General features: G+C 28.4%; 15 protein-coding genes. 14 read left to right on the top strand and 1 reads right to left on the bottom strand.

Annotation, left to right across the window (positions count from 1 at the left end):
- From KYD98_RS07510 to KYD98_RS07460, 11 genes are all read left to right on the top strand, one after another.
- Entirely contained in the window at positions 1 to 957 is a 957-nt protein-coding gene (locus KYD98_RS07510; protein WP_219778993.1) for a hypothetical protein, read from the top strand.
- A 267-nt stretch (positions 958 to 1224) separates the two neighbouring features.
- Complete coding sequence (locus tag KYD98_RS07505) at positions 1225 to 2733, top strand: DUF1846 domain-containing protein (protein ID WP_219778992.1); 1509 nt, start codon at positions 1225 to 1227, stop codon at positions 2731 to 2733.
- Positions 2734 to 3143: 410 nt separating this feature from the next.
- Positions 3144 to 5621 carry a CoA-disulfide reductase gene (locus KYD98_RS07500; RefSeq protein WP_219778991.1) on the top strand — a complete coding sequence of 826 codons (2478 nt, stop codon included), beginning with the start codon at positions 3144 to 3146 and terminating at the stop codon, positions 5619 to 5621.
- A gap of 250 nt (positions 5622 to 5871) precedes the next feature.
- Positions 5872 to 6552, top strand: coding sequence for a Crp/Fnr family transcriptional regulator (locus tag KYD98_RS07495; protein WP_219778990.1), 681 nt, complete (start codon positions 5872 to 5874; stop codon positions 6550 to 6552).
- 277 nt (positions 6553 to 6829) lie between these two features.
- Positions 6830 to 7198, top strand: a complete 369-nt coding sequence (locus KYD98_RS07490) for a NifB/NifX family molybdenum-iron cluster-binding protein (protein WP_219778989.1) — start codon at positions 6830 to 6832, stop codon at positions 7196 to 7198.
- Positions 7199 to 7456: 258 nt separating this feature from the next.
- Entirely contained in the window at positions 7457 to 8758 is a 1302-nt protein-coding gene (locus KYD98_RS07485; protein WP_219778988.1) for a homoserine dehydrogenase, read from the top strand.
- Positions 8759 to 9086: 328 nt separating this feature from the next.
- Positions 9087 to 9644 (top strand): glycerol-3-phosphate responsive antiterminator, encoded by a 558-nt coding sequence (locus KYD98_RS07480; protein WP_219778987.1) that lies wholly within the window; start codon positions 9087 to 9089, stop codon positions 9642 to 9644.
- 94 nt (positions 9645 to 9738) lie between these two features.
- Positions 9739 to 11238, top strand: coding sequence for a glycerol kinase GlpK (gene glpK, locus KYD98_RS07475; protein WP_219778986.1), 1500 nt, complete (start codon positions 9739 to 9741; stop codon positions 11236 to 11238).
- A gap of 135 nt (positions 11239 to 11373) precedes the next feature.
- On the top strand, positions 11374 to 12804 hold the full coding sequence (locus tag KYD98_RS07470) for an NAD(P)/FAD-dependent oxidoreductase (protein ID WP_219778985.1): 1431 nt from the start codon (positions 11374 to 11376) through the stop codon (positions 12802 to 12804).
- A gap of 12 nt (positions 12805 to 12816) precedes the next feature.
- The gene (locus KYD98_RS07465) at positions 12817 to 14070 is read left to right on the top strand and encodes an NAD(P)/FAD-dependent oxidoreductase (protein WP_219778984.1); all 1254 of its coding nucleotides are present in this window, start codon (positions 12817 to 12819) and stop codon (positions 14068 to 14070) included.
- Position 14071: 1 nt separating this feature from the next.
- On the top strand, positions 14072 to 14425 hold the full coding sequence (locus KYD98_RS07460) for a DUF1667 domain-containing protein (RefSeq protein ID WP_219778983.1): 354 nt from the start codon (positions 14072 to 14074) through the stop codon (positions 14423 to 14425).
- 93 nt (positions 14426 to 14518) lie between these two features.
- Here the strand turns inward: KYD98_RS07460 and KYD98_RS07455 are convergent, their stop codons facing one another.
- Complete coding sequence (locus KYD98_RS07455) at positions 14519 to 15829, bottom strand: aspartate kinase (RefSeq protein ID WP_219778982.1); 1311 nt, start codon at positions 15827 to 15829, stop codon at positions 14519 to 14521.
- Positions 15830 to 16228: 399 nt separating this feature from the next.
- Between KYD98_RS07455 and glnA the strand changes: the two genes are divergently transcribed.
- The 3 genes from glnA (at position 16229) to gltB (ending at position 22826) form a co-directional block, all read left to right on the top strand.
- On the top strand, positions 16229 to 17560 hold the full coding sequence (gene glnA / locus KYD98_RS07450) for a type I glutamate--ammonia ligase (RefSeq protein ID WP_219778981.1): 1332 nt from the start codon (positions 16229 to 16231) through the stop codon (positions 17558 to 17560).
- Positions 17561 to 17593: 33 nt separating this feature from the next.
- Entirely contained in the window at positions 17594 to 18154 is a 561-nt protein-coding gene (locus KYD98_RS07445; protein ID WP_219778980.1) for an ANTAR domain-containing response regulator, read from the top strand.
- A gap of 97 nt (positions 18155 to 18251) precedes the next feature.
- Positions 18252 to 22826 carry a glutamate synthase large subunit gene (gltB, locus tag KYD98_RS07440; protein ID WP_219778979.1) on the top strand — a complete coding sequence of 1525 codons (4575 nt, stop codon included), beginning with the start codon at positions 18252 to 18254 and terminating at the stop codon, positions 22824 to 22826.
- The last annotated feature ends 3 nt before the right edge of the window (positions 22827 to 22829 follow it).

Here is a 22829-nt window from a genome sequence, read left to right as displayed (position 1 = left end):
ATGGTTAAAAAGTTTTGGTTAAAAGGAATAAATATAACAATAATAGTTGTTATTATATTAGCATTAATATCACCAATATTTGTAATACCAGGTCATGCTGTTAAATTAAAAGAAGGATTGTATAATAAGGAAAATTCATATGAAGTTTTACTACTTGGTTCAAGTCACATGAATGGTTTAATAGATCCAGAAATATTATATGATAACTATGGAATAAATAGTTTTAATTTTGGAACGGGAGGGCAACCAATAGATGTTACATACTATCTTCTAAAGGAAGCGTTAAAAATACACCCAGAAACTAAAATAGTAGTTTTAGACTTATATTATCTAGGATTGAAAAATGAGTATGGTGAGGAAGGATATATTAGAAATGTTTTAGATAATATGAAGTTATCTTATAATAAATTACAAGCTATTAGGAATTGTACGCCAAAGAGTGAATTTATATATTATCTTTTTCCAATATTAAAATATCATAATAGATGGAGTAGTTTAAAGAAAAACTCAAAAAATAATTCCGTAAATTATAAAATAACAGGATTTGAAGCTGGAGATCAAAAATATGGAGAAGAAATTAAGGGAGAACAATATAGTGAAGAGATTGGTGAGATACCATCTAAATCAGAAGAGTATCTTTACAAATTTATAGAACTTTCAAAACAAAAAGGGTTTAAATTGGTCTTTGTTAATGCTCCTTATGATTATTCTAGTAATGATTTTGAACACTGGTATATAGATGATGCAGCAATGTATAATAGAGTAAACCAAATAGCAGAGGAAAATAATATTCCATTTATTAATTATTCTTTAGAGGAAAAAATGAAAGAAATTAAATTTGATTTTAAAGAAGATATGAATAATGTAGGTCATACTAATATTTGGGGTGCAGAGAAAGTAAGCTTGGATTTAGCTAAATTTCTACATAATAATTATCAATTAGAAGATTATAGATAAATTTATGGATATTTGAATATTAAATTTAATTTCAAATATCCATACTTATTTTAAAACATATTTTTATTAGTATCATCTATTTTGATAAAAAATACTTTAATTTAATATTTGTTATGAAAATGTTTTATATTTAAGTAATAGAATAATTGTTAAATATAAATGGATTTTATTATTAAATTTATTTAAAATAGATAATTTACAATAATGATACTTTGTGTAATAATATAATAATGAATTTTTACAAAGAAAAAGCGAGTGAGGTATAATATGGAAACAGGATTTGATCATATAAAATATTTAGAAGAACAATCGAAGTATATATTAGAAAGAGTTAATGATTATGACAAATTATATTTAGAGTTTGGTGGAAAACTTTTTAATGATAGACATGCAATGAGAGTGCTTCCGGGATTTGATGAAAATGCGAAAATTAAATTATTACATAAACTTAGAGAGAAAGTAGAAGTTGTAATATGTGTTTACGCAGGGGATATAGAAAGAAACAAAATAAGAGGCGATTTTGGTATTACATATGATATGGATGTACTAAGACTTATTGATGATTTAAGAGCTTATGATTTAGAAGTTAATAGTGTAGTTATAACTAGATATGATGGACAACCAGCAACTACAGTATTTATAAACAAGCTAGAAAGAAGAGGCATTAAAGTATATAAACATAGAGCAACTAAGGGATATCCTACTGATGTAGATACAATAGTTAGTGAAGAAGGATATGGTAAAAATCCTTACATAGAAACTACTAAACCAATAGTGGTAGTTACAGCACCAGGACCTGGAAGTGGAAAGCTTGCTACGTGTTTAAGTCAGTTATATCATGAATCTAAAAGAGGAAATGCTGCAGGATATTCAAAATTTGAAACTTTCCCTGTATGGAATGTTCCATTAAAACATCCACTAAATATTGCATATGAAGCAGCTACAGTTGATTTAAAAGATGTTAATATGTTAGATTCATTCCATATGGATGCATATAATAAAGTTACTGTTAACTATAATAGAGATATTGAAACTTTCCCAGTATTAAAAAGAATAATAGAAAAAATAACAGGTAAAGAATCAGTTTACAAATCACCAACAGATATGGGTGTAAATAGAGTTGGTTTTGGAATAGTTAACGATGATGTAGTTAAGGATGCCTCTAAGCAAGAAATAATAAGAAGATATTTTAAAACTGGATGCGAATATAAAAAAGGATATGTTGATAAAGAAACATTTGATAGATCTAAATTAATAATGGAAGAATTAAATCTTAAAGAAACGGATAGAGAAGTAGTTACTCCAGCAAGAGAAAAATCTTTAAAATTAAAAGAAAAAGCTGATTCTAATGATATATGTCCAGCAGTAGCATTAGAACTTAAAGATGGAACTATCTTAACAGGAAAAACTTCAGATTTAATGGATGGAGCAGCAGCTGTTACAATAAATGCTATAAAATATTTAGCAAATATTTCAGATGATATTTATTTAATTTCACCAGTTATTCTTGAACCAATAATTAGTCTTAAAGCTAAAACATTTAAGGAAAGAAATACTTCTCTTAGTTTAGAAGAAGTTCTTACAGCATTAAGTATTTCGGCAGCAACAAATCCAACAGCAGGAGTTGCAATGGAAAAATTAGCTTTATTAAAAGGATGTCAAGCACATTCAACAACAATCCTTTCAAGAGCTGATGAATTAACCTTTGGTAAATTAGGTATAGAAGTAACATCAGATCCAAATTATCCATCAGAAAGTCTTTATTACAATAATTAAAAATAATTGAATAACTTAAACGAGATAATATACTTTTAATAAAAAGATATATTATCTCGTTTTATTTTAGCTATGTTTTAAGTGTATGTTGATATTATAGATAAAGCTAATGGACATAGGAATTTATTATAATATCAACACTATTTTAAAATATAGTCTTTATTTTAAAATTCTTATTTATAAATTATTTTAGATATTATATTAATAAAAAAATAGATATATGAAGATGATGGATATGTGATAAAGTTACAGAAAAAAATTCTTTTATTAAATAAACTAAAATAAACAATAGTTTTTAATAATTAATTAAGATATTTAGAATATTTTTTGTAATATTAATTTTAATTTAAGCAGATTATACTATTAGATTTATTATTTTAAGAAATAAATTATAATAAGGAGAGAATAATATGGCTAAAAAAGTTATTATTGTTGGAGGTGTTGCTGGAGGCGCATCTACAGCAGCTAGATTAAGAAGGTTAGATGAAAAATTAGAGATAATTATGGTAGAAAAGGGAGAATATATATCTTTTGCTAATTGTGGTCTTCCATATTATATAGGGGAAACAATTAATGATAGAGATCAGTTAATTGTTCAAACAGTAGAAGAAATGTCAAAAAAATTTAATTTAGATATACGAAATTTAAGTGAAGTAATAAAAATAAATAAAGAAAATAAAAAGGTTACTATTAAGAATCATAAAACACAAGAAATATATGAAGAAAATTATGATGTTTTAGTTTTATCTCCTGGAGCTAATCCAATAAAACCTCCGATACCAGGAATAAATGATAGTAACAATCTATTTACACTTAGAAATATGAATGATATGGATAAGATTAAAGATTATATTGATAATTCTAAACCTAAACATGCAACTATAATAGGGGGAGGATTTATAGGCATCGAAATGGCTGAAAATCTACATGATATAGGAATAGATGTTACATTAATAGAAGCAAGTGATCAAGTCATGGGACCAATTGATATAGAAATGGCAAGTATAATTCATCAACATTTAATAGATAAAAATGTTGAATTAATTTTAAAAGATGCAGTAACATCATTTGAAAATAATGGAATAAAGATAAAGCTAAAGAGTGGAAAAGAAGTAGAGACAGACATTATTATATTATCAATTGGAGTTAAACCAGAAACATTAATAGCAAAAGAAGCTAATATTCAATTAAATGATAGAGAAGCTATTATAGTTAATAAATATATGCAAACTTCGGATCCAAACATTTATGCATTAGGCGATGCAGTTCAGGTAATAGATTTTGTAAATAAAAAGCCAACATTAATTCCATTAGCTTGGCCAGCTAATAGACAAGGTAGAATAGTAGCAGATAATATATGTGGGAAAAATATTGAATATAAAGGTACTCTTGGATCATCAGTTGCAAAGGTATTTGATTATACGGTGGCATCAACTGGGAACAATGAAAAGGTATTAAAAACGTTAGGTATAGATTTTAAAGCTATTCATATTCATCCAGGTTCTCATGCAGGATATTATCCAGGAGCTTTTCCTATAGCTATTAAAATGTTATTTGATGCTAAAGATGGTAAAATATTTGGAGCACAAGCTGTTGGAATGGACGGGGTTGAAAAACGTATAGATATAATTGCAACTGCAATTAAAGCAGGACTTACAGTTTTTGATTTACAAGATGTTGAAGCTTGCTATGCGCCACCATATAATTCAGCTAAAGATCCAGTTAATATGTTAGGATATTATGCATCAAATATTATAGAAGGAAATGTAAAAACAATTCAATGGCATGAAATTGATAAATTGAATAAAAAAGAATCTATAATTTTAGATGTAAGAGAAGATTTTGAATTAGTAACAGGAACTTTAGATAATTCTATGCATATTTCTTTAAAAAGTTTAAGAGATAGATTAAGTGAAATTCCTAAAGAAAAAGATATATATGTTACTTGCCAAGTAGGATTAAGAGGATATGTTGCATGTAGAATATTAGAACAAAACGGAATAAAGTGTACTAATATAGATGGGGGAATAAAGACATATTTATATGTAAAGAGAGCAGAAGAAAGCATTTCTAATCAATATAAAAAGATTAAAGAAGTAAAGGATGAAGTAGCAGCTATGAAACTAGAAGATTTAGATATAACTGAGATAAATGCTCATGTTACATTAAATGCCTGTGGTCTTCAATGTCCAGGACCAATAAAAAGGGTTTTTGAAGAAGTAAATAAAATGAATGAGGGTGAAGTATTAGAAGTAAAAGCTAGTGACCCTGGATTTAGTAAGGATATAAAATCTTGGTGTGATAATACAGGAAATGCTTTGTTAAAATCTGAATTTGATACTAAAGGTAAAGCTTTTGTGGCTTATATAAAAAAAGGTGTGAATGAGGAAAATAAAACTTTGAAAGTATCTTCAGATAAAAATGGAGCAACATTAGTAGTGTTTAGTGGAGATTTAGATAAAGCAATAGCTTCATTTATTATAGCAACAGGGGCAGCGTCTATGGGGAAAAAGGTTACAATGTTCTTCACATTTTGGGGGCTTAATGTATTAAAAAAGAAAAATAAACCTAGAGTTAGTAAGGATTCTATGGAAAAGATGTTTGATTTCATGTTGCCTGGACACCCTGGGAAATTACCATTATCTCAAATGAATATGATGGGAATGGGGCCTGCAATGATAAAACAAATAATGAAAAAGCACAATGTTGATGATTTAGAAACTTTAATAATTAATGCAATTAAAATGGGAGTTAATGTTGTTGCATGTTCTATGAGTATGGATTTGATGGGAATAAAAAAAGAAGAATTTATTGATGGAGTTGAATTAGGAGGTGTTGCATCTTATTTAGGTGCTACTGAGGATTCAGGATTAAATTTATTTATATAACTTTTAATAAAGTTTGTTCATTAATATAAATCTTAAAATATTTATATAAAAGACAGTAGATAATTTAGTGTATAACAAAATTATCTACTGTCTTTTAAAAATATAATATAGAAATTTTTATTTATATAAGTTTTTTATTAGTATTATCTTTATATTTTTTTATCTATATTTATTATATTATAATAAAAGAATGATATTGTAAATTTATTCACTAGATAGTAATTTTAAATATATATTTGGAGGGAAATAAATGACATATAATAAGAATATATTAGAAAATAAAATGGAATTTATAGATGAATTGTATAATATTTACCCAATATTAAAAAAAATAAATCAAGAAAATAATAATGTTGTGACTGAACATGGAATTTTAAAAGTTATATATGCAGATGAGTATATATCATCTGCAAAAGAAGGATGTACAGGAGTTTTATTCGTAATAAAAGGAACAATTAAGATTCAAAAGATTAATGAAGAGGGAGAAGAAACTAATCTTTATAATATAAAAGAAGGAGAGTTATGTCATGAAGCATTAAGCTGTTTATTAAAATTTGAATCTTTAAATATAATAGGAGAAGCTATTCAAGATTCATTAGTGTATATAATTCCAGTAGAAACTATGAAAAAATATTTTTTAAATAATAATGGATTTTTATCATATATGTATAGAGACTTATATAGAAAATTTAATATTATAGTATCTAATAAAGAAGAGAGAGTTCATGAATCATTAGAAACAAGGCTGATTAAATTATTAATTAGTAAAAAAAGTAATATACTATATACAACGCACAGTGAATTGGCTTTCGAAATTGATTCGGTAAGAGAAGTTGTTAGCAGAAAGTTAAAAAGTATAGAAAAAAGAGGATATATAAAGTTAGAAAGAGGAAAAATACAAATAATAAAACCTTTAGAAGAGCTTTTGTAAAAGTTTAACTTTAACTAGGGAATTATAAAAATTAACATAAGTTCTTTATTAAATTAAAATATTAATATTTAATTACAATATAAAAACAATAGAACTTGAAAAGTTTTTGATAAAGCATTAGAATTTTAATTAAGCAATTAATTAAGATGTTTAGAAAAAATAATTAATAATAATTTATTATATATTTATCTAAAATATGATATAGAAAATGTAAATGTATATATGTTGTAAATATAAAATGCACTTATAAAAGAAAGTTTTAAGGAGGATTTAAAAGATGAAAGTATGTTTTCCAGTAAGATCAAATGAGGGTGTTAATAGTATTCCGTATGGACATTTTGGAACAGCACCATTATTTATAGTATGTGATACAGATACTGAAGAAATTAAAGTTTTAAACAATGGAGATTTAGGACATGAGCATGGCAAATGTCAACCAATGAAGGCTTTATCAGGGGAAATAGTTGATGCAGTAGTTGTTGGTGGAATAGGTCAAGGTGCTATAACTAAATTGAATTCTATGGAAATTAAAGTATATAAGGCTATTGAAGGTACTATTCAAGTAAATATAGAGGCATTAATAAAATCAGAATTAGTAGAATTTTCTTCAAATCATACATGTAATCATGATGGATGTTCACATTAGTTTAAGAGGTAGATAATAGTTAAAATAAATCTATAAATGTAAGGCTATTTCAAATATATAAATAAGTTTTATTTGGAATAGTCCATTTTTACAATCAACTAAACTATACTATATATTCTTCAGTATATATAGTTATAATTATTTTAAATATACAAATAATAATATTTAATAAAAAGTTAGAAATAGTGTGGAAAAAGATATATATAAACATTATAATGAAATAATACAATATTTATACATAAAGAGGGGGAATCTAAAATGAAGAAAGTTAGAATAGCACTACTGGGATTGGGGAATGTTGGTCGTGGTGTTTGTATGATTTTAAATTCTAATAAAGAAGAGATAATGAAAAGATCTGGCTATGAAGTAGAAATAGCAAAAATCCTTGTAAGAGATAAAAATAAACCTAGGGGTATAGATGTTTCAAAAGAACTTATAACTACAGATTTTAACGAAATATTAAATGATGATTCTATAAAAGTAGTTCTTGAAATGATGGGAGGAATAGAGCCAGCTAGAGAATATATGCTTCAGTGTATGGATAAAGGTAAGCATATAGTTACTGCAAATAAAATGTTACTTGCAACAAATGGAGATGAACTTTTTGAAAAGGCAGATAGCAACGGATTGATGTTTAAATATGAAGCTAGTGTTGCAGGTGGAATACCAATAATAAATGGTATAGATGAAAGTTTAACTGCAAATAAAATTAAAGAATTATATGGAATTGTAAATGGAACAACAAATTATATATTAACTAAAATGGAATCGGAAGGTTTAGGCTTTGATGAGGCACTAAAAGAAGCGCAGGATATGGGATATGCTGAAGCTGATCCAACATCAGATATTGAAGGATATGATGCTCAATATAAACTAGCGATATTATCATCTTTAGCATTTGGAACTAAAATAGATATAGATAATGTGTATAGAGAGGGAATTACAAATATTAAGCCAATAGATATGGATTATGCTAAAGAATTTAAAATGGTAATAAAGCTACTTGCAATTGTTAAAGAAAATAATGAAAAACTAGAATTAAGAGTTCATCCTACAATGATTCCTAAAAAACATCCACTTGCAAATGTATATGATTCATTTAATGCTGTATTTGTAAAAGGAAATGCTGTTGGAGATTTAATGTTCTATGGAAGAGGTGCTGGAGATTTACCAACAGGGAGTGCTGTAGTAAGTGATGTTATTGCAATATTAAGAAGTAATATAGATTTAGAAAATAATAATTCAGTAGTAAAAAATAATTTATGGGATAGAAAAATAGCTGATATAAAAGAAGTTAAAAGTAAATTCTATATAAGGGCATCAGTATTAGATGAACCAGGAGTATTGGGAGAAATAACTGCTATACTTGGAAAATATAATGTTAGCTTAAGATCAGTTATTCAAAAAGGAGATCAAAATGAGGAAGGGAACGTTACAATAGTTTTGGTTACACATACAACTAGTCAAAAACAAATATATGATTCATGCAATGAAATTTCAAGTCTTAGAAGTGTGAATAATATAGATAATATAATCAGAATAGAAGATTTTAAAAACTAGAATAAAAATGGCCAATAATTCTATAGGGAATTATTGGTCTTTCTTGTTATATAAAAGTACTGCTTTTTACAAAAGTGATGATAAAAATAAGATTATTAAAAATAAAATTTAAATATATAAAAAATAAGAAGTGTTTAAAAATAACCCTAAGATTATTAAAAATAATTATAATATAATATAAAGAGTATAAAATAATACTTAATATTAAACAGAATTTTTAATATAATATAAAGATTATAAGCGTTAAATAATTAACAATGTTGACAAGTTTATACAAATATGCAATAATGAAAACAACAAAAAGAAAACGTTTAATAGAGGGTGGACAATGAGTATTAGAAATTTACTAGAACAAAATCCTATCATAGCCGCAGTAAAAAATAAAGAACAATTAGATTTGGCATTAGACTCCTCAGCTGAAATTATATTTGTATTATTTGGAGATGTAATGAATATTAAGGAAATTAGTGAATTGATAGTTTCTAGAGGAAAGGTAGGTATAATACATATTGATTTAGTTGAAGGTTTTACAAATAAAGAAGTTGTAATAAGATTTATAAAACAAGAAACTAAATTTAATGGAATTATAAGTACAAAACCTCAAGTAGTTAAAACTGCTAAAAATTATGGATTAGTAGCGATACAAAGAGTATTTATATTTGATACAATTGCTTTAAATAATGCAAAAAATCATTTAGTGTTAGATTGTGATGCGCTAGAGATATTACCTGGACTTATTCCTAAGGTAATAAAAATTATTTCAGATCAATCAAATAAACCAGTTATTGCAGGTGGATTGATTGCTGATAAAGAAGATGTAATGTTAGCCTTAAGTTCGGGAGCAACTTGCGTTTCTACAACTAAAAAAGAAATTTGGAATATGTAGGCTTAAGTGTATTAGAGTAATAGCTGCATAAAACATAGTTGTGTTTTGTGTGGCTTTATTTTATATAATTATTTTGAGAGGATTGGTGAATTAAATGGGTAAGTACATCGTAGCATTGGATCAAGGAACTACAAGTTCAAGAGCAATTGTATTTGACAAGGAGCAAAATATTGTAGGGGTAAGTCAAAAAGAATTTACTCAAATTTATCCTAAAGAAGGATGGGTTGAGCATAATCCGTTAGAAATATGGTCAAGCCAATATGGAGTACTTCAAGAAGTATTAGCAAAAACAAACATAAGTGCTGATGAAATTGCAGCAATAGGTATAACAAATCAAAGAGAAACTACAATAGTGTGGGATAAAAATACAGGAGAACCAGTTTACAATGCTATTGTATGGCAATGTAGAAGAACAGCTTCTATTGTAGAAGAGTATAAAAAAGATGCAGAATTTGTTGAATATGTAAAAGAAAACACTGGATTATTATTAGATGCGTATTTCTCAGGAACTAAAATTAAATGGATTTTAGATAATGTTGAAGGTGCAAGAGAAAAAGCAGAAAAAGGAGATTTATTATTTGGTACAGTTGATACTTGGTTAGTTTGGAAATTAACAAATGGTAAGGTTCATGTAACCGACTACACCAATGCTTCAAGAACTCTTCTTTATAACATAAAAGAATTAAAATGGGATGAAAAGATAATCAATAGATTAGGAATCCCAACATCAATGTTACCTGAAGTTAAAAATTCTTCTGAAGTTTATGGATATGCAAACCTTGGAGGCGTTGGAGGCGTTAGAGTTCCAATAGCTGGTATGGCTGGAGATCAACAATGTGCTTTATTTGGACAAACTTGTTTTGAAAAAGGCAGTGCTAAAAACACTTATGGAACTGGATGTTTCTTACTTATGAATACAGGGGAAGATATGGTTCTTAGCAAAAATGGACTAGTAACAACAATTGCAGTTGGTATTAATGACAAAGTTGAATATGCTTTAGAAGGTTCAGTATTTGTTGGTGGAGCTGTAATTCAATGGGTTAGAGATGAACTTCAATTTATTCATGATGCAGCAGATTCAGAATACTTCGCTAAGAAAGTGCCAGATAACGGTGGAGTTTATGTTGTTCCTGCATTTGTTGGACTTGGTGCACCTTACTGGGATATGTATGCTAGAGGAGCTATTTTTGGATTAACTAGAGGAGCTAATAGAAATCATATAATTAGAGCAGCTCTTGAAGCAATAGCTTACCAAACTAATGATTTATTAACAGCTATGGCTGAAGATGCTGGATGTAAATTAGCATCACTTAGAGTTGATGGAGGAGCTAGTAGAAATGATCTATTAATGCAATTCCAAGCAGATATTTCTAATACACAAGTTCTTAGACCAATAATTACTGAAACTACAGCGTTAGGAGCTGCCTATTTAGCAGGTCTTGCAGTTAAATTCTGGGAATCAAAAGAAGAAATTGCAACTAAATGGGCTGTTAGCCAAAGCTACGCTCCAACTTTTGATAGTGCTAAGAGAGAAAAGCTATATAAAGGATGGAAAAATGCAGTTTCAAGAGTAAAAGGTTGGATAGAAGAGTAGACAAACCTGAACATTTGTGTTATAATATAAATATAAATTAAAAGTGCTTAGAGAATTAGAGTCAAGCGCAAAAACAGGTTATGTATAACGTGTATTTGTGTTTGGCTCTTTTGTTATATAAAAGGAGGATAAAATATGTATGATGTAGCAATAATTGGAGCTGGTGTCATTGGAGCTTCTATATTTAGAGAATTGACTAAATATAACTTAAAAGTAGCTGTTTTAGAAAAAGAAAAGGATGTATCAATGGGTACTTCAAAAGCTAACTCAGCAATAGTACATGCTGGGTATGATCCAAAAGAAGGTACTTTAATGGCAAAACTTAATGTAAAAGGAAATGAAATGTTTGAAGATCTTTGTAAAGAATTATCAGTTCCTTTTAAGAGAAATGGTTCATTAGTTGTAGCTCATTCAGAAGAAGAAATGGAAACAGTAAAAGATCTTTGTGAAAATGGAACTAAGATAGGTGTTAAAGGATTAAGAGTTATAGATAAAAAAGAATTATTAGAAATGGAACCAAATCTTACTGATGAAGTGCATGGAGCTTTATTTGCACCAACTGGTGGAATTGTAGGACCATTTGAGTATACGATTGCATTGTGTGAAAATGGTGTAACTAATGGTGGAGAAATTAAACTTAAAAAAGAAGTTGTTGCAATAAACAAAGATAATAATATATTTACAATTGAAACAGCTGATGGAGAAAAAATCCAAGCTAAATATATAGTTAATGCTGCTGGACTTTATGCAGATAAAATTCATAATTTAATATGCAAAGAAACATTCAGTATTACTCCTAGAAGTGGAGAATATTATGTAATGGATAAATCTCAAGGTACTGTAGTATCTCATACAATATTCCCTTGTCCTTCAAAAATGGGTAAAGGTATATTAGTTAGCCCAACAGTACATGGAAATCTTATTATTGGACCTGATGCTATTGATATAGAAGATAAAGAAGATTTAGGAACAATAGGAGAAGGCTTAGATGCTATAAGAGAAGCATCTCTTCATACTACTACTAAGATTAATTTTAGAGAAAGTATCAGAAATTTTGCAGGACTTAGAGCTACTCCAAGCACTGGAGACTTTATAATAGAAGAAAATGATGAAGTTAAAGGATTTGTAGATGCTGCTGGAATGAAATCACCAGGATTATCTTCAGCACCAGCTGTAGCAGAATTTGTAGTTGAAATTTTAGGAAATGCAGGACTTGAATTAAATAAGAAGGATAACTTCACAGCTAAGAGAGAACAAATTCATTTTATGGAATTACCAGCTGAAGAAAAAGCTAAATTAATAAAGAAAAATCCTCAATATGGAAGAATGATTTGTAGATGTGAAAGCATTACTGAAGGCGAAATTGTTGATGCTATCAAGAGATCATTTGGAACTCTTTCTTTAGATGGAGTTAAGAGAAGATGTAGACCAGGAATGGGTAGATGTCAAGGTGGCTTCTGTGGCCCTAGAGTTCAAGAAATAATAGCAAGAGAATCTGGAGTTAAATTAGAAGAAGTAGTACAAGAAAAAGATGGTTCATACATTTTAACAGGAAAAACTAAGTAGGAGGCTTTAATTATGAGTTATGAATTAATAGTAATTGGTGGTGGTCCAGCAGGACTTGCAGCAGCATATGAAGCATATAATGAAGGAGTCAAAAAAATACTAATTCTAGAAAGAGATAAAGAAATGGGAGGAATCCTAAATCAATGCATACATAATGGATTTGGGCTTCATACTTTTAAAGAAGAATTAACAGGTCCTGAATATGCAAGCAGATTTATTGATATGCTAAAAGATACAAATGTAGAAGTTAAATTAGATACAATGGTATTAAATATAGATCAAGATAAAACTGTACATGCAATTAATTCAGAAGAAGGTTACATGACTTTAAAAACAGAAGCAGTAATACTTGCAATGGGATGTAGAGAAAGAACTAGAGGAGCTATAAACACTCCAGGAGACAGACCAGCTGGTGTATTCACTGCAGGTGCAGCTCAAAGATATATAAATATGGAAGGCTATATGCCAGGTAAAGAAGTATTAATACTTGGATCTGGAGATATCGGACTTATAATGGCTAGAAGAATGACGCTTGAAGGAGCTAAAGTAAAAGCTGTTGTAGAATTATGTCCATACTCTAATGGATTAAATAGAAATATTGTTCAATGTTTAAATGACTATGATATTCCACTATTCTTATCACATACTATTATTGATATAGTAGGTAACGAAAGAGTAGAAAAAGTTGTTATCGCTGAAGTTGGTCCAGATAGAAAACCAATTAAGGGAACTGAAAAAGAATTTGAAGTTGATACATTATTATTATCAGTTGGACTTATACCTGAAAATGAGTTATCAACAAATGCAGGTATACAAAAAGATAATAGAACAAATGGATTGGTAGTAACAGAGAGCATGGAAACATCAATGGATGGAGTATTTGCTTGTGGTAATGTAGTTCATGTTCATGACTTAGTTGATTTTGTAACTCAAGAGTCAAAACATGCTGGAAAATCTGCAGCTAAATATATTAAAAAAGAACTTAAAAAAGGTAACTATGTTAATATAATTAATGGACAAAACATTAATTATACAGTACCTCAAAAGCTTGATGTAGAAGCTGTAGATGATAAATTAACAATATTTATGAGAGTTAATAATATTTATCATAATAAAGCTTTAGTTGTAAGATGTAATGGTGAAGAAATTGCTAAGTTTAAGAGAACTCACTTAGCACCATCAGAAATGGAAAAAGTTATTTTAAGCAAACCTTTATTAGAAAAAGTTAAAGGTGATATTACAATATCATTAGAGGATGGTGAATAAGATGATAAAAGAATTAATTTGTATAAGCTGCCCAATGGGTTGTCATTTAAAAGTAGATGCTGAAAACAAAACAGTAACAGGAAATACTTGTAAAAGAGGAGCGGAATATGGAATAAATGAAGTTACTAACCCAGTTAGAGTAATAACTTCAACTGTTAAAGTAAAAGGTGGATCACTTCCGGTTATTCCAGTTAAAACTAATGGATCTATTCCAAAAGGACTTAACTTTAAATGTATGGAAGTTTTAAAAGAAGTAGAAGTACAAGCTCCAGTTAAAATTGGAGATGTTATTGTAAAAGATGTATTAGGAACAGGTATAGATATAGTTGCTGCTAGAAATATGAAAGCAATATAAGAAATATCTATTGCATAAAAAATGCTGGAAGTAAAATTCCAGCATTTTTTGTTTGGCTATATTTTAAAATAGTCTTATTTTATAGAAGATTTATTAATTAAAAGCATGATAAATTGCAGCTATAGCCTTTTCAAAATTATCATTTTCTATTCCGATTAATATATTAATTTCGCTTGACCCTTGATCAATCATTCTAATATTAACATCGGCTTCTGATAAGGCATGAAATATTTTTGCAGCAACTCCCTTTTGTTTAGCCATTCCTTTACCAACTGTAGCAACTAATGCCATATTAGGGTGAACAACTATTGAATCAGGATTACAAGTACTTTTAATTTCATTTAAAATACGTTCTTTTTTATTTTTTAATTGTGAATCTGAAATAACAAGACATACAGTATCTATTCCAGAAGGCATATTCTCAAATGAAACATTATTATTTTCAAGAACAGATAATAATTTTCTACAAAATCCCAATTCAGAATTCATAAGAGCTTTTGAAATAGAAATTACAGTGAAATCTTTTTTACCTGCAATACCAGTTATAATTTGAGTATCATCATTAAATGAATCTTCTACAATAAATGTCCCTTTATCTTCAGGTTTATTTGTATTTTTTATATTAATAGGAATCCCCAGTTCTCTTACAGGGAAAATAGCATCTTCATGTAGTACAGAAGCACCCATATAAGAAAGTTCTCTAAGTTCAGTATAAGTAATTGTACTTATAGGCTTTGGATTATTAATTATTCTAGGATCAGTCATTAAGAAACCTGAAACATCAGTCCAGTTTTCATAAAGATCAGCATTTAAACCTGCTGCGACTAATGCTCCAGTAACATCAGATCCACCACGAGAAAAAGTTACTATATCGCCTTTTTCATCAGCACCATAAAAACCAGGAATTACAGCACCATTAGTTAGTGAAAGTTTTTGTTTTAATAAATCAAGAGTTTTTTTACAATCTAAAGTTCCGCTATTATTAAAAATAATAACATCTTTTGCATCAACAAATTCATAACCTAAATAGTTGCTTAGAATTAATGCATTCAAGTATTCCCCTCTACTTGCTGTATAATCCTTAGAAGCACCATTTTCGATATTTTTCTTTACTGTATTTAAGTGGTATTCTATATCAAAGTCTAATTCTAAATCTTTAACTATACCAGTATATCTTTTTTGAATATGACTAAAAACATCATCTAAAGAAATACCAGCATCAACATGAGCGTGACAAAGATATAGCAAATCTGTTATTTTAGAATCTTTAGAATTTCTTTTGCCAGGTGCTGAAGGTATTACATATTTTCTTGATTTATTTAAATCAATTATATGTTTTACTTTTTTAAATTGCTTCGCATCTGCTAAAGAACTTCCACCAAATTTTGTTATAATAGTATTCATTTTTATAGCCCCCTAAAAATCTAGTGTTATTATATGTAAAAATATATAAATTTACATATAATAACATTGTAACAATTTATTATTTAATATTCAACAAATTTATATATGATAAACTATAAACTTAAATATAATAATAATAAATATGTGTGATAAGAAATTATATATATGCGATTAACATTTTATTAAAATAATAGGAGTTAATCGGATTGTATTGTAAATATATTTAATCTTAAATAATAAATTACTTTATAAAATAAAAAAATAATAATATTTTATTAAAAAGTAGTTGAATTAGCTTTTAATATAATATATAATAAGAAAAAATAGTTGAGCAAAGGCGTTCAATGGACAATTATAAAGGTTCATTGTGCGCCTTTTTTAATAAAAGGGGGATATATTATGGCAAAATATACAAAGGAAGATATTATAAACTTAGTAAAGGAAAATGGAGTAAAATTTATAAGACTTCAATTTACAGATATGTTTGGGGCATTAAAAAATGTAGCAATAACAGATAAGCAATTAGAAAAAGCATTAAATAATGAATGTATGTTTGATGGTTCATCAATTGGAGGTTTTGTAAGCATTGAAGAATCAGATATGAGTTTAAGACCGAACTTAGATAGTTTTGTAATTTTTCCATGGAGACCTCAACAAGGAAAAGTTGCTAGATTAATATGTGATGTGTATATGCCAGATGGCAAACCATTTGAAGGAGATCCAAGATATATATTAAAAAGAGCTATATCAGAAGCAAAAGAACTTGGATATGAGATGAATGTTGGACCGGAATGTGAATTCTTTTTATTTGAGACTGATGAAAATGGAAATCCTACAACCAATACACAAGATAAAGCAGGATACTTTGATTTAGCTCCTACAGATTTAGGAGAAAATGCCAGAAGAGATATAACATTAGCATTAGAAGATATGGGATTTGAAATAGAAGCTTCTCACCATGAAGTTGCTGAAGGACAAAATGAAATTGACTTTAAGTATGGAGATGCTTTAACAACAGCAGATAATATTATGACATTTAAATTAGTTGTTAAATCTATAGCACAAAGACATGGATTATACGCATCTTTTATGCCTAAACCGATTTTTGGAATAAATGGTTCGGGTATGCATGTTAATATGTCATTATTTAAAGATGGAAAAAATGCATTTGTTGATGAAAATGACCCTAAAGGCTTAAGTAAAATAGCATATCAATTTATAGCGGGACTATTAAAAAATGTTAAGGGTTTAGCTGCTGTTACAAATCCATTAGTTAATTCTTATAAGAGATTAGTACCAGGGTATGAAGCACCAGTTTATTTAGCTTGGTCTTGTAAAAATAGAACTGCATTAATAAGAGTACCAGCATCTAGAGGAGCAGGAACTAGAGTTGAATTAAGATGTCCAGATCCAAGTTCTAATCCGTATTTAGTATTAGCTTGTCTTTTACAAGCTGGATTGGATGGAATAAAAAATAACTTAGAAGTACCAGCAGAAGTTGAGGCTAATATTTTTGATATGACAGATAAAGAAAGAAAGAATAATGCTATAGATAATTTACCAGATAATTTATATGAAGCTGTTAATTTCATGAAAGAAAGTGAGTTAGCTAAAAAAGCATTAGGAGAGCATACATTTAATAATTATATTAAAGCAAAAGCTGCTGAATGGGATGATTATAGAACAAAAGTTCATAATTGGGAATTAGAAAATTATTTAAGCAAATACTAATATAAATCATTCTTATTTAAGGTGGGAATTGCAATGGCAAAAATGGAGAAAATAGTTATAGCTTTAAGCAATACAGAGACAGCCACAAAATTAAAGAATTTATTAATGCAAGAAGGATATAATGTTATAGCATTATGTAATTCAGGTAATGAATTAATTAGATTAGTAATGAAAAGTTCTCCAGATCTAGTTTTAATTGGCCATAAATTTAAAGATATGAGTTTATTAGATGTTTATGAAACATTAGTAGACACTACTAGCTTTTTAGCCATTGTTAATGAACCGTATAAATCATTTATAGAAGAAGATACAGATATATATTGTATTGGAACTAAGATATCAAATGTACTTTTAACAAATGTTATTGATCTAATATTTCAAAGTAAAAGAAGGATAACTAAATTAAAAGAAAAGGTTGAAGAGTTAGAACATACTTTGGAGGAGAGAAAGCTTATTGAAAAAGCTAAAGGTAAATTAATGTTAAATTCAGGTATTACAGAAAATGAAGCATTTAGATATATGCAAAAATTAAGTATGGATTCTGGAAGAAAATTAAGGGAAATTGCTAATTTGATTTTAAGTGAATCACAATAACATGTGGATAAAATTTACGAGTAATTATATCTAAAAAGAGGTATATTTACTCGTTATTTTGCTACAAATAAGTATATTCTTAAAAGGAGGAATTTGAATGGAAAATTTTAATTCTAATCTGCAAGGCTTATATAGAAAAAACTTTGAACATGATGCCTGTGGTATTGGTACTATTGTAAATATTGATGGTGAAAAATCTTATGAAATTTTATCAGATTGTTTAACTATTTTAGAAAATTTAAAGCATAGAGGCGGAACTGGTGCAGAGGAAAATACTGGAGATGGAGCAGGAATATTATTTAATATACCTCATAAATTTTTAAAAGAAGAACTAAGATTAAAAGGAATAACTCTTGATAGTGAAGGTGATTATGCAGTTGCTATGGTATTTTTACCACAGGATAAAAAAGCAAGAAAAGAAGCAATAAATCTTCTAGAAGAGATTATTAAAGAAGAAGGTATAGAATTATTTGCTTGGAGAGAAGTTCCAGTAAATCCTTCAATTTTAGGCAAAGCATCTTTAGAAGCAATGCCAGTAATTATGCAGGCATTTGTAAAAAGACCAAAGTGGATAAAAAAAGGCATAGCATTCGAAAGACAACTTTATATAATTAGAAGAAATTTAGAAAAAAGAGCAACTTGGATAAGTAAATTTCTTAATGAGACTTTTTATATAGCTTCTTTTTCAGCTAAGACTATTGTATATAAGGGAATGCTACTATCAACTCAATTAAGAGAATTTTATAAAGATTTAAATGATGAAAGAGTAGAAACATTTCTTGCATTAGTACATTCAAGATTTAGTACTAATACATTTCCAAGCTGGGAAAGAGCACATCCAAATAGATTTATGATTCATAATGGAGAGATAAATACATTAAGAGGGAATGTAAATAAAGTTTACTCAAGAGAGACTAATGTAAAATCAAGAGTACTTGGAAAAGACTTAAATAGAGTATTACCAATTATTAACAAGGAAGGTTCGGATTCGGCAATTTTAGATAATAATTTAGAATTTTTATATATGAATGGTATGGATTTAACAAGAGCTGTTATGATGACAATTCCTGAACCATGGCAAAAAAGTAAAACTATGAGTAAAGAAAAAAGAGCATTTTATGAGTATAATGCTACATTAATGGAACCTTGGGATGGTCCAGCATCAATAGTATTTACTGATGGGGAAAAAGTAGGAGCAGTTTTAGATAGAAATGGATTAAGGCCATCGAGATATTATATAACTAAAGATAGAAGATTAATTTTATCTTCAGAAGTAGGAGCGTTAGATATTGCACCAGAAATTGTAGAAAAGAAAGATAGATTAAGACCAGGTAGAATGTTAATTGTAGATACAGTAAAAAAAGAGGTTATTGATGATGAAGAATTAAAACACACTTATGCTACAGAACATTCTTATGGAGAATGGCTTGAAGAAAAATTATTAACTTTAGATAAGATGAAAGTTAGTAAATCATTAAAAATAGAATATGACAAAGAAACTATAAAAAGATTAGAGAAAGCGTTTGGTTATACTTATGAGGAAGTAAAAACAACAATTCTTCCAATGGCTAAAAATGCCTCAGAACCACTTTCAGCAATGGGTGTTGATACTCCGATATCAGTATTATCAAAAGAAGCACAACCATTATTTAATTATTTCAAACAATTATTTGCACAGGTAACAAATCCACCTATAGATGCAATTAGAGAAGAAATAGTTACAGCTTCTAATGTTTATATAGGTCCAGAAGGTAATATTTTAGAAGATAAGCCAACAAATTGTGAGCTTATAAAGCTTGATTCACCAATAATAAATAATGAAGAATTATCAAAAATAAAAGCACTTAATGAAGGAAATTTAAAATCAAAAGTTATAGATATTGTATTTGATAAAGGGGGATCATTAGAAGATGCATTAGATGAAATATTTGATAAAGCACAAGAAGCATATGAAAAAGGATATACTATTTTAATATTATCAGACAGAAATGTATGTTCAAGTAAAATTCCAATACCATCATTACTTGCAGTATCATCGTTGCATCAATATTTAGTTAAAAAGGGAACTAGAACATCTGTAGGATTAATACTAGAAACAGGAGAACCAAGAGAAGTACATCATTTTGCTACATTAATAGGTTTTGGAGCATCAGCTATAAATCCATATATGGCATATGAATCAATAAGAAATCTTATTGAGGAAGGAATGCTTGATGTTGAGTATGAAAAGGCAGTTTATAATTATAATAAAGCTGTTCTTAAAGGAATAATAAAGATACTTTCTAAAATGGGAATTTCAACAATTCAATCTTATCAAGGAGCTCAAATTTTTGAGGCTATAGGTATAGGTAATGAAGTTATAGATAAGTATTTTACTAATACTGTAAGTAGAATTGGAGGTATTGGATTAAAAGAGATTCAAAGAGAAGCTGAAGTAAATCATGAAAATGCATTTAGGGATAAAACTTATTCTTCTGATTTTGAATTAGATTCTCCAGGATATGAAAAGTTTAGATCGGGACAGGAAAAAGAAGAACATTTATATAATCCATTAACTATTCACAAGTTACAAGAAGCAACTAGAATAGGTAATTATAACTTGTTTAAAGAATATTCTTCTTTAATTAATAATCAAGAATCTGAAATAACATTAAGAGGATTATTAGAATTTAATTATAATTCTAAAAGTATCCCAATAGATGAAGTTGAATCAGTTTCTGAAATAGTTAAAAGATTTAAAACAGGAGCTATGTCTTATGGATCAATTTCTAAAGAAGCACATGAAGCATTAGCTATTGCTATGAACAGAATTGGTGGTAAATCTAATACTGGTGAAGGTGGAGAAGATAGAGAAAGATGGAACTTAGATAAAAGTGGAGATTCAAGAAGATCATCAATAAAACAAGTTGCATCTGGTAGATTTGGAGTAACATCTGAGTATTTAGTAAATGCTGATGAATTACAAATAAAGCTTGCGCAAGGAGCAAAACCAGGTGAAGGAGGTCAGTTACCAGCTACTAAGGTTTACCCATGGATTGCTAAAACAAGACATTCAACTACGGGGGTTGGACTTATATCACCACCACCACACCATGATATTTATTCAATAGAAGATTTAGCACAATTAATTTATGATTTAAAAAATGTTAATACAAATGCAGCTGTGTCTGTAAAATTAGTATCAGAATGTGGGGTTGGTACTGTTGCAGCTGGTGTTGCAAAAGGTGGAGCTGATGTAATACTTATATCAGGTTATGATGGAGGTACGGGTGCATCACCTAAAAATTCAATTAAAAATGCAGGTCTTCCTTGGGAACTTGGATTAGCTGAAGCACATCAAACTTTATTAATAAATGAATTAAGAGATAGGGTTAAAGTTGAAGTTGATGGTAAGCTTATGACAGGAAGAGATGTAGCAATTGCAGCACTTCTTGGTGCAGAGGAATTTGGATTTGCAACTGCACCATTAGTATCACTTGGATGTGTTATGATGAGAGTCTGTAATTTAGATACTTGTCCTGTTGGAATTGCAACTCAAAATGAAGAATTAAGAAAGAGGTTTAAAGGTAAACCTGAATATGTAGTTAACTTTATGTATTTTATAGCACAAGAGTTAAGAGAAATAATGGCAAGTCTTGGTTTTAGAAAGCTTGATGAAATGATAGGAAGAGTAGATAGACTTAAACAAAAAGAAAATATTCATAGTTGGAAAGCTCAAAATATTGATTTAAGTTCTATATTATATACACCAGATAAATTTAAAGGTAAAGTAGTTAAGTTTGATGAAAGAAGAAAATATGATAATAAATTAGATGAGGTAATAGATAAGGAAGTATTTATTGATAAATGCAAAGACGCAATAAAGAATGGTAAAAATGTAAAATTTGAAGTTGATATAACGAATATTAATAGAACCTTAGGAACTATGCTTGGATCTGAAATAACTAAGGAGAATGGAGAAAAAGGATTAAAAGAAGATTCTATAGTTATTAAATGTAATGGTGCGGCTGGTCAAAGTTTTGGTTCTTTTATACCTAAAGGTTTGACATTTGAAGTTGAAGGAGATGCTAATGATTATTTTGGAAAGGGTTTATCAGGTGGCAAACTTATAGTTTATCCTCCAAAGAAATCAACATTTATTGCGGAAGAAAATATTTTAATTGGTAATGTTGCTTTATATGGTGCTACATTAGGAAAAGTATTCATAAATGGTATTGCTGGTGAAAGGTTCTGTGTAAGAAATTCAGGGGCTACAGCAGTTGTTGAAGGTGTTGGAGCACATGGATGTGAGTATATGACAGGTGGTAAAGTTGTTGTCTTGGGTAAAATAGGAATAAATTTTGCGGCAGGTATGAGTGGAGGAATTGCTTATCTTTATAAAGAAGATGAGAAGTTTAAAATAAATATAAATGATGAGATGGTTCTTTTAGAGGAATTAGATTTAGAAGATGAAGAAGAATTAAAAAAATTAATAGAAGAACATGTTAAAGCTACGGGTTCATCTAAAGGAGATAGAATATTATCTAATTTTGAAGTTGAAAAATATAATTTTATAAAAATAATTCCTAGAGATTATAAAAAAGTATTAGAAATAGTTGAAAAATATAAAAATCTTGGATGTGATGAAGAAGAATCATTGATGAAAACATTTGAAGAAGTTAAAGGAAGATAGGAG

Origin of the sequence: Clostridium weizhouense (genome assembly GCF_019431045.1) — a bacterium.
GTDB lineage: Bacteria > Bacillota > Clostridia > Clostridiales > Clostridiaceae > Clostridium > Clostridium weizhouense.
This window is presented reverse-complemented; position numbering and strand designations above follow the sequence as displayed.

Excerpts from the sequence above, each read along its gene's own strand:
- KYD98_RS07510 (WP_219778993.1), top strand. The coding sequence starts at position 1 with ATGGTTAAAAAGTTTTGGTTAAAAGGAATAAATATAACAATAATAGTT.
- KYD98_RS07505 (WP_219778992.1), top strand. The coding sequence starts at position 1,225 with ATGGAAACAGGATTTGATCATATAAAATATTTAGAAGAACAATCGAAG.
- KYD98_RS07500 (WP_219778991.1), top strand. The coding sequence starts at position 3,144 with ATGGCTAAAAAAGTTATTATTGTTGGAGGTGTTGCTGGAGGCGCATCT.
- KYD98_RS07495 (WP_219778990.1), top strand. The coding sequence starts at position 5,872 with ATGACATATAATAAGAATATATTAGAAAATAAAATGGAATTTATAGAT.
- KYD98_RS07490 (WP_219778989.1), top strand. The coding sequence starts at position 6,830 with ATGAAAGTATGTTTTCCAGTAAGATCAAATGAGGGTGTTAATAGTATT.
- KYD98_RS07485 (WP_219778988.1), top strand. The coding sequence starts at position 7,457 with ATGAAGAAAGTTAGAATAGCACTACTGGGATTGGGGAATGTTGGTCGT.
- KYD98_RS07480 (WP_219778987.1), top strand. The coding sequence starts at position 9,087 with ATGAGTATTAGAAATTTACTAGAACAAAATCCTATCATAGCCGCAGTA.
- glpK (WP_219778986.1), top strand. The coding sequence starts at position 9,739 with ATGGGTAAGTACATCGTAGCATTGGATCAAGGAACTACAAGTTCAAGA.
- KYD98_RS07470 (WP_219778985.1), top strand. The coding sequence starts at position 11,374 with ATGTATGATGTAGCAATAATTGGAGCTGGTGTCATTGGAGCTTCTATA.
- KYD98_RS07465 (WP_219778984.1), top strand. The coding sequence starts at position 12,817 with ATGAGTTATGAATTAATAGTAATTGGTGGTGGTCCAGCAGGACTTGCA.
- KYD98_RS07460 (WP_219778983.1), top strand. The coding sequence starts at position 14,072 with ATGATAAAAGAATTAATTTGTATAAGCTGCCCAATGGGTTGTCATTTA.
- KYD98_RS07455 (WP_219778982.1), bottom strand. The coding sequence starts at position 15,829 with ATGAATACTATTATAACAAAATTTGGTGGAAGTTCTTTAGCAGATGCG.
- glnA (WP_219778981.1), top strand. The coding sequence starts at position 16,229 with ATGGCAAAATATACAAAGGAAGATATTATAAACTTAGTAAAGGAAAAT.
- KYD98_RS07445 (WP_219778980.1), top strand. The coding sequence starts at position 17,594 with ATGGCAAAAATGGAGAAAATAGTTATAGCTTTAAGCAATACAGAGACA.
- gltB (WP_219778979.1), top strand. The coding sequence starts at position 18,252 with ATGGAAAATTTTAATTCTAATCTGCAAGGCTTATATAGAAAAAACTTT.